The 13,925-nt window shown below is 70.4% G+C and carries 14 protein-coding genes and 3 pseudogenes; 9 read left to right on the top strand and 8 right to left on the bottom strand.

What is annotated here, in order from left to right:
• On the bottom strand, positions 1–720 hold the full coding sequence (locus AB0M56_RS43290; RefSeq protein ID WP_364187322.1) for a hypothetical protein: 720 nt from the start codon (positions 718–720) through the stop codon (positions 1–3).
• 644 nt (positions 721–1,364) lie between these two features.
• On the opposite strand from AB0M56_RS43290, the gene AB0M56_RS43285 reads away from it, so the two are divergent.
• The 3 genes from AB0M56_RS43285 to AB0M56_RS43275 are packed head-to-tail and all read left to right on the top strand — an operon-like array spanning position 1,365 to position 2,526.
• Positions 1,365–2,048, top strand: coding sequence for an SDR family oxidoreductase (locus AB0M56_RS43285; RefSeq protein WP_364187319.1), 684 nt, complete (start codon positions 1,365–1,367; stop codon positions 2,046–2,048).
• Positions 2,049–2,088: 40 nt separating this feature from the next.
• Positions 2,089–2,328, top strand: coding sequence for a cupin domain-containing protein (locus tag AB0M56_RS43280; RefSeq protein ID WP_364187316.1), 240 nt, complete (start codon positions 2,089–2,091; stop codon positions 2,326–2,328).
• A gap of 6 nt (positions 2,329–2,334) precedes the next feature.
• Positions 2,335–2,526 carry a hypothetical protein gene (locus AB0M56_RS43275; RefSeq protein ID WP_364187313.1) on the top strand — a complete coding sequence of 64 codons (192 nt, stop codon included), beginning with the start codon at positions 2,335–2,337 and terminating at the stop codon, positions 2,524–2,526.
• A 448-nt stretch (positions 2,527–2,974) separates the two neighbouring features.
• Here the strand turns inward: AB0M56_RS43275 and AB0M56_RS43270 are convergent, their stop codons facing one another.
• The 4 genes from AB0M56_RS43270 to AB0M56_RS43255 all read right to left on the bottom strand — a co-directional run bounded on the left by AB0M56_RS43270 (position 2,975) and on the right by AB0M56_RS43255 (position 6,192).
• Entirely contained in the window at positions 2,975–3,241 is a 267-nt protein-coding gene (locus AB0M56_RS43270; protein WP_364187310.1) for a hypothetical protein, read from the bottom strand.
• A 219-nt stretch (positions 3,242–3,460) separates the two neighbouring features.
• The gene (locus AB0M56_RS43265; protein WP_364187308.1) at positions 3,461–4,243 is read right to left on the bottom strand and encodes an ANTAR domain-containing protein; all 783 of its coding nucleotides are present in this window, start codon (positions 4,241–4,243) and stop codon (positions 3,461–3,463) included.
• 208 nt (positions 4,244–4,451) lie between these two features.
• Positions 4,452–5,534 (bottom strand): hypothetical protein, encoded by a 1,083-nt coding sequence (locus AB0M56_RS43260; RefSeq protein WP_364187305.1) that lies wholly within the window; start codon positions 5,532–5,534, stop codon positions 4,452–4,454.
• A gap of 253 nt (positions 5,535–5,787) precedes the next feature.
• The gene (locus AB0M56_RS43255; RefSeq protein WP_364187302.1) at positions 5,788–6,192 is read right to left on the bottom strand and encodes an ATP-binding protein; all 405 of its coding nucleotides are present in this window, start codon (positions 6,190–6,192) and stop codon (positions 5,788–5,790) included.
• Positions 6,193–6,735: 543 nt separating this feature from the next.
• On the opposite strand from AB0M56_RS43255, the gene AB0M56_RS43250 reads away from it, so the two are divergent.
• The 5 genes and pseudogenes from AB0M56_RS43250 to AB0M56_RS43230 all read left to right on the top strand — a co-directional run bounded on the left by AB0M56_RS43250 (position 6,736) and on the right by AB0M56_RS43230 (position 11,512).
• Entirely contained in the window at positions 6,736–7,758 is a 1,023-nt protein-coding gene (locus AB0M56_RS43250) for a chemotaxis protein CheB (protein ID WP_364187299.1), read from the top strand.
• Positions 7,755–8,501, top strand: a complete 747-nt coding sequence (locus AB0M56_RS43245; RefSeq protein ID WP_364187296.1) for an ATP-binding protein — start codon at positions 7,755–7,757, stop codon at positions 8,499–8,501. The genes AB0M56_RS43250 and AB0M56_RS43245 overlap by 4 nt, the downstream gene beginning before the upstream one ends.
• Before the next feature lie 28 nt (positions 8,502–8,529).
• Positions 8,530–8,877 (top strand): annotated as a pseudogene (locus tag AB0M56_RS43240) (chemotaxis protein CheR); the annotation flags it as partial.
• Between the two features lie 508 nt (positions 8,878–9,385).
• A complete protein-coding gene (locus AB0M56_RS43235; RefSeq protein WP_364187293.1) occupies positions 9,386–10,618 on the top strand; it encodes an ANTAR domain-containing protein in 1,233 nt (410 codons plus the stop codon).
• 414 nt (positions 10,619–11,032) lie between these two features.
• Positions 11,033–11,512: a DUF4383 domain-containing protein gene (locus AB0M56_RS43230; protein ID WP_364187291.1), complete on the top strand. Its 480-nt coding sequence runs from the start codon at positions 11,033–11,035 to the stop codon at positions 11,510–11,512.
• 125 nt (positions 11,513–11,637) lie between these two features.
• On the opposite strand, the pseudogene AB0M56_RS43225 reads toward AB0M56_RS43230, so the two are convergent.
• Positions 11,638–12,213 (bottom strand): annotated as a pseudogene (locus AB0M56_RS43225) (DUF6766 family protein); the annotation flags it as partial.
• 82 nt (positions 12,214–12,295) lie between these two features.
• A complete protein-coding gene (locus tag AB0M56_RS43220) occupies positions 12,296–12,676 on the bottom strand; it encodes a hypothetical protein (RefSeq protein WP_364187288.1) in 381 nt (126 codons plus the stop codon).
• A 288-nt stretch (positions 12,677–12,964) separates the two neighbouring features.
• Between AB0M56_RS43220 and AB0M56_RS43215 the strand changes: the two genes are divergently transcribed.
• Complete coding sequence (locus AB0M56_RS43215) at positions 12,965–13,171, top strand: DUF2188 domain-containing protein (protein ID WP_364187286.1); 207 nt, start codon at positions 12,965–12,967, stop codon at positions 13,169–13,171.
• 448 nt (positions 13,172–13,619) lie between these two features.
• Here the strand turns inward: AB0M56_RS43215 and AB0M56_RS43210 are convergent.
• Positions 13,620–13,925 (bottom strand): annotated as a pseudogene (locus tag AB0M56_RS43210) (hypothetical protein); the annotation flags it as partial.

The raw sequence follows: 13,925 nt of genomic DNA, 5'->3' as shown, positions 1-13,925 counted from the left end.
CTACTCGCCGCCGGGCGCGGAATTGCTGTCCTGCTTGCCCGACTTCGCCGCCTCGCCGGACGGTGCCGGTGCCGCGGGCTGCAACCTCGCCGGGGTGGACCCCGTCCGCGATTCTCGCTGCGCGGGCGCGGTTTCTGGCTTCTTCGGCGTGCGACGCTTCGCGGCCGCGGGTTCGGACTTGGCCACGGCGGGTTCGGGCTGCCCGGCCTGTGGTGGTGTGCGCTCCGCCAGCGGATGGTGCGCGCCCGCGATCTCGGGCTGGCCGGCCATCGACGGCCGCTCTCCTGATGTGACCCGCTTCGTCGGCTGGTGTGCACCGGCGGTCTCGGGCTGGCCGGCGGGCCGCACCCGATCCTGGGGTGCTCGCCGCTTTTCGACCGGCTTCACCGGCGCGGTCCGCGCTCCCGGCTCGGCGGCACGCGATTCACGACCGCGTCCTGCCACCGCCGTACCCACTCCGATCGCGATGGCCACCGGCCACTCGATCAGCTCGACCGCGGTCAGCACTCCCAGTGCCCCGTAGTAGACGAGCTGCCGCGGCGGCGGCAGGAACGAACGAGCGGTGTCCAAGGCCGCGCTCATCTCGTGGCGCGCCTGCTTCGGAACCCGGGGCATCCGCACGTCGGGTGCGTGTAACTCGGGGAGCCCAAACGGGAGTTTCACCTTGGCGGTGCGGGACTGCTCCTGCGTTTCGCCGGTCTCGACGGCGTTGGTGGCCATGGCTTCTCCCTTTGCCGATCCACAGCGACCGCGCCCATGTTACGAGCCGCGCAACGTCCACTGAAGGCTCGACGAACGGCCGCGACGACGAGGATTTCAACCCGTGCTTGCGGCCGAACGCCTCCGTGCCCTCGCGTTCGTGACACACGACGTGCGCCCCGGCAGTCGCAACGTTTCCGGCTGGGCCGTCGCCTGCCCTGGGTCGGCGGTGTGGCACGGTCCGGCAATACGAGTGGACCGCGCGGCTGCAATTGAGCCCTGACTGTCACCGATTTCGGGTTGGGGTAGCCGACGGGCTTCCGTGTCGCCGATGCCTTCATGACTGGTTGACAGAGAGCGGGAATGGTGAAAAAGCGACCCTTCAATGCCGAGTGTGGGCGCGGGATGCTGAGCAGCGGGCCCGCAGAAGGGAGACGTGGTTGGTGGATGTGCGGAGGAGTGGCGCGGCTCCGTGAATTGCGCAGGCCCCTCCGCAGACAGTCGCGCACGTGAGTACACCGTTCATCGCCCATTCGTGCCGGCCTTTGTGCTTCGGCTGCAGGAGTCGCTGCCCGAGTTCCGCCGTGGCCAAGCAGTGCTGGGGCTGCCAACCTGTCACTGCCTTCCCGCGCGGCCGGATGCCCGGTAGCCAGCGGAGGATGCCCATGAAGATCGTGGTTATCGGCGGTACAGGTTTGATCGGTTCGAAGCTTGTGACGAAGCTCGGCGAGCACGGCCACCAGGCGGTAGCCGCATCGCCGAACACCGGCGTCAACACGCTCACCGGCGAAGGACTTTCGGACGCCCTGGCCGGCACGACGTTGGTGGTCGATGTGGCGAATTCGCCGTCGTTCGAGAATGCCGCGGTGATGGAGTTCTTCGAGACCTCGACCCGCACACTGCTGGCCGCCAGTGGCTGCTTCCGGGTGAAGATCGCGCAGGAGTCGCCGATCGAAAAGTCGTCGATCCCGTATTCACTCGTGCACGCCACGCAGTTCTTCGGATTCGTCGCGCGCATCGCGGACGCGGCCGCCGAGGGTGGCGCGGTCCGGTTGGTACCTGTGCTGTTCCAGCCCATCGCGGGCGACGACGTCGCCCAGGCGGTCGGCTCGACCGCGGAGGGCTCGCCGCTGAACGGGACGGTCGAGATCGCCGGCCCCGAGCAGTCCCGGATGGACGAGTTCTTCCGCGCGGCGCCGGCCGCCCGCAACGATCCGCGTGAGGTGGAGCCAAACCCGCACGCGCGCTACTTCGGAACCGAGCTGAGCGAGCGGACTCTCGTGCCGGCCGGCCTGGCGATCCGAGGCGAGATCCGCAACGCCGAGTGGCCCGGCCGGATTCGGGAGTAACGCCGCCCTGCACCACCCATCCGACACGGAGGTGTTTCTCATGCCGAACATCGATCCGGCGCCGACCGGGCAGAAGCCGCGATCGACCGCCTGGGAGTCGGCGTTCACCACGCTGCAGGAGGTAGAACCGCCTTTCATTCCGGCGGGAGCCCACGTGATGACCGTGGTTGTCGAGTATCCAGCCGGTGATCCCGGTGCGCCGCCGCACCGGCATCCGGGGCCCGCGTTCGGCTACGTGCTGGACGGCGAGATGCTGCTGGAGCTGGAAGGCGAGCCGTAGCGGGTCGTGCACGCCGGAGAGGCGTTCTGGGAGCCGGGTGGCGACGTCATCCACTACCAGGACGGCAACAACCGCGAGGACGTCCCGCTCCGGTTCACCGTCACGATGCTGTGCGAACCCGGCAAGCCGATGCTGGTGCTGGTGGAGGAAGCAGAGCTCGCCCAGCGCAAAGATCGCCGGGCCCCGCGGAGGACCTGACCGGGCCGTCCGACGGGAACGGGGTGCCAGGAATGACGGACCCGATCGGCAACACCGGACGCGACGTTCTCGCTCAAGCAGCGCACGGACGAGGGGCTCGCACAGAAGGCGCTGGAAACCGTCATCCGCCGGCGCCACACAACCGGGCGCGTCGCCACCCCGGAGATGCTGCATCTCGCGCTGGCGCAGGACGTCCTCGCCGCGATCGGCTGTAGCGCCTCATCAGACCCGGCCAAACCTTTCTGCGCCCGCGCACCACTATCCGACCGCCGTGAACCTGACGCCGATGCACTTCGGCGAGCTGGCCCTCCAGCACTTCATGTTCCTCGAACGCGCGGAGGGCATGGCGCTCGAAGGTGCGGAACGCATCGACGCGCCCGTGCACAAGGCGGTTCCTCTGATGCCCGCGGGCGACATCATCCCCCAGCTCCAGGACTTCGCCACGCCGTCACGAACAGCTCACCCGAGCGCGTGGCGCGCGCTCGAACCGGCGCAGCGTGCGCTGACCGTCGCGGCGGACTCGCTCGCTGCGCACTTCGCCGGCCGGGGCGCGGTCGGTCGCTTCGCGCCCGGCGGCGACATGGCAGGTACAACCGCAACGGAGGATGAGCCGATGCACTTCGAGCAGGACGTCAAGCCACTGTTTCGCGAGCAGGACCGCGATGCGATGGCCTTCGCCTTCGACCTCTGGTCTGTCGGCGATGTCTCGGCCCACGCCGACGCCATCCTCGGCCGGCTCGAAGCCGGAGCAATGCCGTGCGACGGAGGATGGCCCGCCGACGAAGAAGTGCTCCTCGTGCGGGAAGTCCGAGCCCGGGCCGGGGGCGCGTTGTGCCTTGCCTCGGGCGTAGCGGGCGTCGAATCCGGTGATCGGGGCGGAGACAGCGAGGGTGTCGCGGCCGCGGGAACTACGAGGCGATGGCGGGGTCGGGGGTCAGGATGCACCCGGCCCGGGGTCGGGCAGATCGAGCTCGCCGTGGCGAGTGGCGAGGGTTTCGGCCAGCTCGACGAGTTTGACGTTGAGGTCTTGGGACGTGCGGCGCAGCAGGTCAAACGCTTCGTCGGCGGACAGGCCGCGGCGCGCCATCAGGATGCCTTTGGCTTGGCCGATGACGTCGCGGGAGTCGATAGCCCGCTCCATGTGGTGGTTCTGGAGCCGGCCTCGGGTGACGGTGTCGACGTGGGCGAGGGCGAGCGAGGCGTGGGTGGCCAGCAGCAGCGCGGCCGCCCGGTCGGGCTCACCGAGCCCACCGGCGCGCCTAGCGTAGACGTTGAGCGCGCCGGATAACCGCGGTGGCTGCGCGTCGGTCAGCAGCGCGGTGGACATCACCGCACCCCAACCACGCTGGGCGGCGGCCGGTCCGAACCGTGGCCACCGTGAGGTGGTGGCCAGGTCCGGGCTGTCGGCGACGGCGGGCCCCGCCGGGTCGGCGGCATCCAGGCACGGCCCTTCATGGAGCCGGTATTGCAGCTGATCGAGTTCGCCGGCGACCGGGTCGGTCTGGATCGGGGTGTGGAACGTCCCGTCCGGGGCGCGCAGCGTGATGCTGACCAGCTCGGCGCCGGGTACCACCCGCAGCGCGGTGTCAGTGACTTGCTGCAGGACGTCGCCGACCGTGTGGGTGTTCAGCAGCGAATAGGTCAGCGTGGCGAACTGCTGGGCCAACGGCCCGAGCGGCGCGCCGTGCTCGGGCGCCGGGCGCCGGGCGACGGCCACGGCCGCGTCGGCGGAGAATTGGAGCTTGTCGCAGGCCCAGTCTTCGTCACTGGGCGATGTGTGTGGCACCTCGGCCCCCTCTCCGCACGGCCACGAGGCCGGCTCGTGACTCGGACCACCCGACTCTCATGATGATGCACTGCAGGGAAGCCCGATGGTGGTGCCGGACACCCGCCGGGCCGACACGTCCATCACCTGTTGCCGCAGCTCATTCACGACGCTGGTCCCGGTGCCGGTGTGAGTGCCGGGCCACGACGTCGCGGGCGGCCTCGATCAGTGGCCGACCCGAGGCGAACGCCGACGCCCGCAGGCGAACCAGCGCCTCGTCGGTGCTGATGGTCTGCTGAATCGACAGCAGACCGACCGCGATGTTGATGTCCTCGTACGCTGTGGAGCTGCTGATTTGCTGGGCCAGCTCGCGGTCGTCCGACAGGGCCGTCGCGACCAGCTCGACCAGGTCGTGGGCGTCGGCCAGTCCGGCCGGAGGCGTTCCGGTATCGCGCCGGTAGAGGGTCATCGTGCCCAGCGGGAGAGCGGTCGCCGTGGACAGCGGGAACGCGAACACCGCGTCGACCCCGTATTCGCCCGCTGCACCGACGAATCCCGGCCACCGCCCTGCGTGCTCGGACAGTCGGGTGACGGTGACCGGTTGGCCAGTGGTGAACGCGGTGATCGAGGGCCCCTCGCCGGTGATGTATTGCAGCTCCTCGATCCGCTGTCCCCAGGGGTCGGTGGCCGCGAGCTCATGCTGCGTCAGTCCGCGTCCGCGGATGGTGATCACCACCGCGTCGACATCGCGCACCAGGTGCGCGGCCGCTGCCGCGACCGCCCGACTCACTGGTGGGTCGGCCTGACTGGCGGTGTGGGCGAGGTGGCGCCGCAGGACGTTACGTCGAGCCGACAGGGTTGTCTCGCCTGTTGTCGGCAGTGCTGAGCATTCCGCGGCCCGCCGACGGTCCGCCTCGGCATCGGCACGATGTCGGGCAGCGTGCCCTCGGCAGGCGAGCACGTCCCCGATTCCGTGTTCGGCCACACGCTCGAGGACTCGGGCGGCCCGCTCGTGCGCGGCGGCCGCGCGCAGAAAGCCCTGCCGGAGGCTCTCCCGCGCCGTGGCCGCGCGCTCCTGCGCGACCTGAACCCGCTGAGCAGCGCGGGCCGCAGCAGTCCGGCCCGGCTCGGCACGTCCACGGCCGGTCAGGGCCGCTCGACGGGTCGCCAGCTCACGTGCGCGCGCGCCCGCAGCCTGCCCCCTCGCACGAGCACGCTCCGCTCCCTCTTCTGTCGTGATCACCCTCCCTACATTCCCCCTTCGGCTACGGTTCAATCAGCAGAAGAACGGGCCAGCCTCACGTTCCCGCCAAACGGCGGGGCAAGCGCGTTTCGGGGCTGGCCCGCTGCTCGGGACCGTGTCCAGTCTCGTGGTGGGACCGGCTACGTCGCGATCTGCGCGGCGGGCTCGCGACCCTCCGCCACCGTGGGCGCCACCGCACCGAACGCGGAGAGCCTGGGGTGGGCACCGTGGACACTGGCGCCACGCGTCGTCGTCAGCGTCGCGCGGGCCGGTGGTGCCCTGCCGGCACGCGCAGGGTCGCCCAGACGACCTTGCCGCCGGCCCAGGTGCGGCTGCAGCCCCACGCGCGGGCCAGTTGCGCGACGATCTTGAGCCCGAGGCCGGGTTCCATCGGATCTCGCTGCTCGTCGAGCTCGACGAGGCGGGGGTCGTCGTCGGCGACGGCGATCGTGCAGATGCCGCGGCGGAGATTGAGGCGGACCTGGGGTTCGGAGTGCGTGTGGTGCAGCGCGTTCGTCACGAGCTCGGTGACGATCGTTCCCGCCTGGTCGGTGAGCTCGGGAACGTTCCAGGCCCGCAGCACCTCGCCGGTGAAATCGCGGGCGAGCTCGCCGGCCACTTCGGTGCGCGGGAACTGGCGGACGGCGCGCTGCCGCACGGGGTTGCCGAACTCGCGTTCCGCCTCGGCCGCGTCGCGGTGGACGCGGGCGTAGCGGGCGAGGGAGAAACGGGTCGGAGTGCCCGCTGGTGCGGCTGACGCGTGGCGAGGGCGAACGGTACCCCCGGCCAGCTGCCCACCCGCATCGCCACCAGCGCGAAAACACTCAGCCGGGCGTCCTCGGGGAAGGCCAGCTCCGAGACATCGGCGATCAGGCCGTCCGGTGCCTCCGCGGCGGCCTTGAGCAGTCCGTCGCGCACGGTGCGGCGCGACCGCGGGTCGAGCGTGCCGGTGAACACGAGCACCGTCGATCGAGCGCGCCGGACGAGCTCGGTGCGGACCTCGGACATCACCGCCCTCTTTCCGCCCGGACGGGCTGGTTTCTCCCTCCTCGGCGCCCAGATTACCCCGTTCGTTAACTGTCCACTGTGGAATTCCGTGACAGGGCGGGGCCATCAGAGCCGAAGTGGTTTCGCGTGGCGCGAGCGGGGAAACCAAACCATCAGTGACTACGCTCACGCGGAATGTGAGGAGGTGCGAGCCGTGTCGCTCGTCAAGCGCAACCTGGTGGTTGTCGGTGCTTCGGCCGGTGGCATCGAGGCGCTGCGCGCATTGGCAGCGACTCTGCCGCCGGACTTCCCCGCGGCTGTCCTCGTGACCGTCCACCTCGGCATCGGAGCCCGCAGCGCACTTCCGCTGATTCTCGATCGCGCCGGGCCGCTCCCCGCGAAGTCGGCCGAGCACGGGGCGGACCTGGCTCCGGGCACGATTTACGTCGCCCCGCCGGACCGGCACCTGCTGACCGCCGGCGGAAAGATCGTGCTGCCGAGAGGCCCTACGGAGAGTGGCCACCGTCCCGCAGCCAACGCGATGTTCCGCTCGGCCGCGCTGACCGAGGGACCCCGGGTGATCGGCGTCGTCCTCTCTGGGATGCTCGACGACGGGGCGGCCGGGTTGCGGGCGATCGTGGACCGGGGTGGGCTCGCGGTCGTGCAGGACCCGGCGGACGCGTTGTTCGCGGGAATGCCGACGAACGCCCTCGCCGAGGTCGAAACCGAACACGTGCTCCCCGCCGCGGAGATCGGCGCCGCACTGGACAAACTCGCGCGAACACCGGTGGATCCGCCTCCCGTCGCACCGCCATCGGACGCGCTTCGAGCCGAGGACCTGATCGCCCGGGAAGGCGTGGACTTCCAGGCGGTGCGGCCGGGGGAGAGCGGCCCGGCCAGCGGGTACACCTGTCCCGACCGCAACGGCGCGCTGGTCGCGGTCGGGGACGCCCCGGAACGGTACCGCTGCCGCATCGGTCACGCGTGGTCGGCGGAGGCTCTGCTGGGGGCTCAGGACGAGGAGTTCGAACGCGCGCTGTCGATGGCGTTGCGGTCCCTCGACGAGAAGGCCGGCCTCGCGCGCAAGCTTGAGCGTCGCTCCCACGACCGGGGGCACGGGGCGCTCGAAGAGCGGTACTCCCGTTCCGCCGGCGAGGCCGCGGACGCGGCGAAGACTCTGCGCCGCTTTCTGGTGGACTCCGTCGGCGCCGAAACGGAGGAGGAGGTCCGGCCGTGACCGACGGGCCACTCGAGCTGTCGCGGCACCGGCGGACGAGCTCGACGGTGGTGACCGCGACGGGTCACCTGACCGTCGCGGCCTACTCCGAGCTGCGGGACTACCTGCTGAAGTCGGCTGTCGAAGCTCCGGACGGGCTCGTCGCGGACATCAGCGGGCTCGACGTCGACGACTCGATGCTGGTGAGCGTGTTCACCCTGGTGGCCATGCGGATCGGGGAGTGGCCGGCGATCCCGCTCGCCGTCGTGTCCACCTCGGCGGAGCACCGGGCCCTGCTCCGGCGCCGGACCGTCGACCGGTACGCCTCGGTCCACGCCGACACCCAGGAGGCGGAGGCCGGGCTCGACCGGCCCGTCCGGCTCAGAGGGCAGCAGGAGATCGTGCGCTCACCGCGGGCGGCGGCGCACGCGAGATGGTTCGTGAGGGAGAAGTGCGCGGACTGGCGGGTACCGCACCTGGGCGACGACGCCTGCCTGGTCGTCACCGAGCTCGTGGAGAACACGATGGCGCACACGGAGTCGGCGCCGCGCCTCCGGCTGGATCTGCGACGGGAGATTTTCACCGTCGCCGTGGCCGACGACAGCCCCGTGAACGCGTATTTGCGCGAAGGCCTGGGTTTCGCCGATCGTGGCTTCGGCCTGAGGCTCGTTGCCCGGCTCGCGCGGACTTGGGGGAGCAGCCGGACGTGGCAGGGCGGCAAGGTCGTCTGGGCGGTCCTCGCCTCGCCGGCCCGGCCGTGGTGACCCGCGCCGGCGAGTAGCGTGTCGGAGCGTGACGGAACCGAAGCTCGAGCCCAACGGTGAATTCGAGTCGGTCCTCGCGTACCTCAAGGAGTCGCGGGGCTTCGACTTCACGGGTTACAAGCGCAGCAGCCTGATGCGCCGGGTCCGGCGGCGGATGACGCAGATCGGGATCGAGAGCTACGGCGATTACATCGACCAGCTGCAGGTGAACGCCGAAGAGTTCGTCGCGCTCTTCAACACGATTCTGATCAACGTCACCGGGTTCTTCCGCGATCCCGACGCCTGGGAGTACCTGCGCGAACCGGTGGTGCCCGCGATCCTGGCCGAGCGCAGCCCCGAGGAACCGATCCGGGTGTGGAGCGCCGGGCTGGCTGCGCGGATGAATCCGGCCCGGGCACGAGCCCGGGCGCTCTCTGCGCGTTGTCGTGCTTCTGCCAGCGCGGCGTGTGCTTGGACCACCGCCTCATGATGCCCACGGCCGCTGGTCTCTTCGTAATCCGCGGCGGAGTCCGCGTAGTCAGTGGCCTTCGTCCGCAAGGCGCTGCGGCGGTTCGCCGCGGTCAGCGCGCGTGCGGCGGCGTGCCCAGCCGCTTCCGCGGCGGCTGCGCCGGGGTCGTCGGAACTGCTCACCTGTCCACGGTGCCACGGCTCCGCGGGGATGAACACGCATCGGCCGGTCCGATGTGCCTCGGCTCCCCGGATCGGCCGGGGCCGGGGCGACCGGAGGCCGTCGGGTTCTCCGATCAGGCCGGCGCCGGGCGCCTGCCGGCCTGGCACAGCGGGCGGTCGAGGAGTCGGCGTTCGCCTTCGCCCCTGGGCCCACGGTCGTGGCCGGGGCTACCGTGGGTAGTCGAGACCGTGCCGCCGAGGTGGGCTCGCCGGACGTGACGCGGAAGGGGGCGTCGATGACGGTCCGCTGCCGCGCCGACGACGTGCGCCGCCTCCGTTCCGCGGTGGATTCGTCCGCTTCGGCTCCGGCGCGGGTGGTGGTTCTCGTCGGCGATCTGGCCGGTCCGGAGCTGGCCCAGGTCGAGGCCCGGTTGCTCGAGTTGGTCGGCCACGACCGGTGGCCGGTGGTGCTGGATCTGTCGCGCGTGTCGCTGCTGAGCGCGGCCGGGGTGCGCATGGTGCTGCGGATCGCGCGGACTCTTGCCGGCTCGGGCCGCGCCAACCGGGTGGTCGCCGCGGACGGTGTGGTGCGTCGGGTGCTGCGCGCGGCTCGTGCCGATGACGTGGTGGAGATCGACAACACGGTCGAGGCCGCCGAGGATGCTCTTCGTGGGCGTCGCGTCGTCGGCGACGGACCGGACGTGCCCACCGAGCAGTTGGCAGAGGACATCGCCGACCTGCGGACGAAGTTGGCGGTACGGCCGCTGGTCGCGCAGGCCCTTGGGCTGCTTCAGGAGCGCTATCGCCTGCCCGACGCGGACGCGGACGCGGCGCAGGCGTTGCTGCGCGACGCGTCGCAGGCCTTGAACGTGCGGCTGGTCGAGGTCGCGGCGACGGTGCTGAAGCTGCCGCGCCCCACCTCGGCGAACGGATCGCGATGGCTCACCGGATCACTGCGGCCTCGGCAACCCGACCTCGGGTTCGCGGTCCGGCGGCACCACGGACGCGCCACCGAAGCCGTGCTCGACGGTGCGGCGCAGCGCTGCCTGAGCGCCGCCGAAGCGGACGCCGCGGACGCCTGGCTCGTCCAGCCCGACGCCATGCTGCGGATGGCCGCCCACACCGGGCTGCCCCGGGTGTACGTCGACCACTTCGAGCGCGCGGCGCTCGCCGAGGCGGCCTGCGCGGTCGTCCTGCGCACCCGGCAGCGCGTCGTGGTGCCCGACGTCGGCGACGACCCGATCTTCGCCGGCACCCTCACCGAGGGCATCGTGCTCGCCGCCGGCTTCCACGCCCTGCAGAGCACCCCGGTCCGCGACCCCGACGACGGGCGGGTGCTGGTCGTGCTCTCGACACTGCACCACACCATCGGGCACACTCCCGCGGCGGTCGAGTGCGCCACCCTCGATCACATCGCCGGCGCGACGGCGCGCTGGCTGCGTTGGCAACACGACGACACCCTGCTCGCCGCCGCGGAGCACTGCCATTCCCTCGCCACCGGCGGGTAGCGGCCCCGCCGCGGCCGTGAGCAAGAGACCCGGACGCACCGGTGTTCGACGTGTCACGCCGGCTCCGGGCTCGATGACACCGGTGAAGTGCATCGGGAACATCGTGATCAGCCGGCGGGCGACCGGCGAGACCGGCGGCCGGATAAACAGGGTGACGCCGCGTTCCTTCGCCAGGAAGTAGACCCGTTCCCAGACGCGCAGCCCGTCGAGCTCATCAACGACACCGCGGTCAGATCGGCCAGCGTGCTGATTGTGCCGTGCAGGAGCCCGTCGCGCTGATCGTCGGGCCGGCGGAAAGGAGCCGAGGCTCGTCGGGTCCGTTGCGATTACCTGGTCTGCCGCGGGGTACGTCCACGTCCAGCGTGGTGGCCGTCCGGGCCCCACCGAAGCCCGTTTCACGGGGAGGAGAAGGCCATGTCGACTCACACGTCGTCGCACACCGCAATCGGACGGTCGTCCGCCCAGCTCGCGGCCGGCATCGTCGCCGTTGTTTTCCTGGTGGTCGGCGTGCTGGGGTTCATCCCCGGCGTGACGACCGACTACGACCAGATGGGTCTCGCCGGGCACGGCTCGATGGCCATGCTGTTCGGGGTGTTCATGGTTTCGACCCTGCACAACGTCGTGCACCTGATTTTCGGCGTCGTCGGCCTGGTGTGCAGCCGCACCGCGCACGCGGCGCGGCTGTTCCTGCTGATCGGCGGGGTGGTGTACCTCGTGCTGTGGCTCTACGGGCTGCTCATCGAGCACGGCAGCGACGCGAACTTCGTCCCGGTCAACGGCGCGGACAACTGGCTCCACCTCGGTCTCGGACTCGGCATGATCGCCTTGGGCCTGCTCACCGGACGCGAAGGACGCGCCGTCTCCGCCCCGCACACCGGGGGAGGCGGCCGCTGACAACCACGTGCTGTGGTCAGCCGGTTTCGTCGGTGAGGTGGTGTTCGGCGCCGACGGGTTTGGAATTCGGGGGAGCCGCGTTGGTGGAGGTAGACGCTGAAGATGGCCATGCAGCCGATGGCGAGGAATTCGGATTGCCAGTTTTGGAGGGTCCGGTTCCAGAAGTCGGCGGAGAGCAGGTATTCGCCCCAGGTGAGGGGGTCGCCGAAGTCGCTGAGTTGTTCGGCGTTGTAGGCGCTGACGCCGGCGATGGACTGGGCGAGCCAGGAGAGCAGGAAGATCGTGGCCATGATCAGGCCGAGGGATCGGGCGAACACGGCGGTTCGCCAGCCGCCCGTTTTCGCCCAGCGGGGAGAGGCGTTGCGGGCGTGGCGGCCGAGCAGTTGGTCGTGGTCGGTTTCCAGGCCGATCTTGTGCGTGGGCTTGGATTCGGGGGAGCCGCGCTGCACGAGCCAGACGGTGGCGAAGACGTAGAGGAAGAATTGCAGGTATTCGGATTGCCAGTTTTCGGCGACGTCGACGGCGAACGACGAGGAGGTCAGGTAGTCCGGCAGTCCGACGGGCGGGGTGCCGTGGGCGAGTTGCTGGTTGTTGACGTCGGTGAGGCCGGACCAGGCTTGGCCGGCGAGGCTGAGCAGGAACAGTGCGCCGAAGGCGAGGGAGAGGCCGTTGTTGCGTAGGTGTGTGCGGAGGGTGCTCATCGTCCGAGGGCTCCGAGCGTGATGAAGTACGCCAGTCCGGCGACGATGAGGACGAGGTAGGCGGTGAACACGAATCGGGCCTTCATCGTCCACCGACCGTGCAGTCGTAGACCTGCTTGTTGCGCTGGTGGCAGCCGGCGCCGGTGATGCGCCAGCCGTCCGGGAATTCGTGCAGGAACAGGGTGTCGGCGGCCGAACGTGCTTGGGCTTCCTCGCCCCACACCGAGGCCGAGACGACGGGTGCGTGCGGCACAGTCGCCAGGATCGGCTGGCAGCCTGCCGGGCCGAGTGCGTCACGGGCACGCGGGGCGAGCAACGCGCAAGCATCCACGGGCGAACCGCTGGCCGCAGCGGTCACGAACTCCTGAGCGGCAGCGCGCACGTCCGGCGAGTCGGCAGCACCGCAACCAGCGGCCGAAACCAGGAACGCCGCTGTGATCACGCCGCCGACGATCTTCTGCACGCGTACGGGTACCCATTCGTCGGCGGTCTACACCTGGACGCCGCCGTCAGGCAGGCCACTGAGCCGTGGCGCCGGCGCGACGACGAACGCACAGCTTCAGCGTTGCCCGCGGTGGGCTGGTGGTCCTGGATTTGACCAGCGCCAGGTTCTTCTCTTCCGCCGCTCTCGCGGCCGTGGTCGACGCGAAGCGCTACGCCCTGAGTGATCGCATGCTCGTTGACTTGCGCGAGTGTCGGTCTCTTCGAAGCGGGTACCCGTCGGGCGAAGTCGGCGAGCGGAGGTGGGGCGATGGCGGACGGGGTGGAGACCTACTTCGAGAACGGGCTGTGGAAGAACCGGCTGGAAGGCAACGTGCGGGCATCCAACACCGCCAAGGCCGCAGGCGACGCGGAGAAGACCGGTCGCCACATGGCCAAGGCGCGGAAGAGCGTTCATGTGGTGCGCGATGAGTACGGGGTCGTTGTGCGCGAAGACGACTACCGCGGCCGCCGTTGACTGCTCGTCGCACTCCTCTTTGTCGAGTTGGAGAGGCGCCTGGCCTTCGTGTGACGCTGAACCACACAGCCATTTCCGAGCAAGCTCCGCCGCAGCGTCGAAGCGCTGCGGGCTGTGCCAGGCCACGTCGGACTGCAAAGTGGCCGCGACACGCAGCAGCCGCCTGTGCGGGGCAACACTTTCAAGACCGTGCGATCGCCGTCAAGACGGGCGCCACATGGCGAAGGCGCGCCACGTCGCCCATCGCGTGCGCGACGAAGTCGGCACCATCGTCGGCCACGACGATTACCGCGCCGGCCCCAAGGGTGTGCGGGTTGAAATCCCCGACTGATCGTAGGCGCCGAAATGCGGGCGGTCCCCGTTCGTTTCGCGCGTCGTGATCCGCAGTTCCCGTGGTGGGCACGGAGCAAGGTTTCGCCGGAACGGCAGTGTGCGTGCCCGAGGCGGTTCAGTCGAGGGGACCATCCAACTGCAGGAGTGTGGCCATGTCCCGTTGATCGCCGGCGTCCAGCGGGTTGACCTGGAGCGAGGGGTCATGCGAGGCGAGGGCGTCGAGCAGGGTGAGCAGGAGGCCGTCGCGGGTGGACCAAGGGCAGATGGCCATGCGGCCGCCCGTGATGGTGAGCAGGGCTTCGGCCACGACGGCGCCGCCGAGGGCCTGCTGCGCGCGCTGGCGCGAGATGCCGGGCAGTTCGGCGCGTTTGGCCGAGGGCATGGCGGCCAGGCGCGGGATCCAGACGCGCAGATCGTCGAG

It is taken from the genome of Amycolatopsis sp. NPDC051372, from assembly GCF_040682095.1.
Classification (GTDB): domain Bacteria; phylum Actinomycetota; class Actinomycetes; order Mycobacteriales; family Pseudonocardiaceae; genus Amycolatopsis.
The sequence above is the reverse complement of the archived record's forward strand: the minus strand, read 5'-3'. Positions and strand labels throughout refer to the sequence as shown.

Coding starts and splice junctions, on each gene's coding strand:
- AB0M56_RS43290 (WP_364187322.1), bottom strand. CDS start 720: ATGGCCACCAACGCCGTCGAGACCGGCGAAACGCAGGAGCAGTCCCGC.
- AB0M56_RS43285 (WP_364187319.1), top strand. CDS start 1,365: ATGAAGATCGTGGTTATCGGCGGTACAGGTTTGATCGGTTCGAAGCTT.
- AB0M56_RS43280 (WP_364187316.1), top strand. CDS start 2,089: ATGCCGAACATCGATCCGGCGCCGACCGGGCAGAAGCCGCGATCGACC.
- AB0M56_RS43230 (WP_364187291.1), top strand. CDS start 11,033: ATGTCGACTCACACGTCGTCGCACACCGCAATCGGACGGTCGTCCGCC.
- AB0M56_RS43215 (WP_364187286.1), top strand. CDS start 12,965: ATGGCGGACGGGGTGGAGACCTACTTCGAGAACGGGCTGTGGAAGAAC.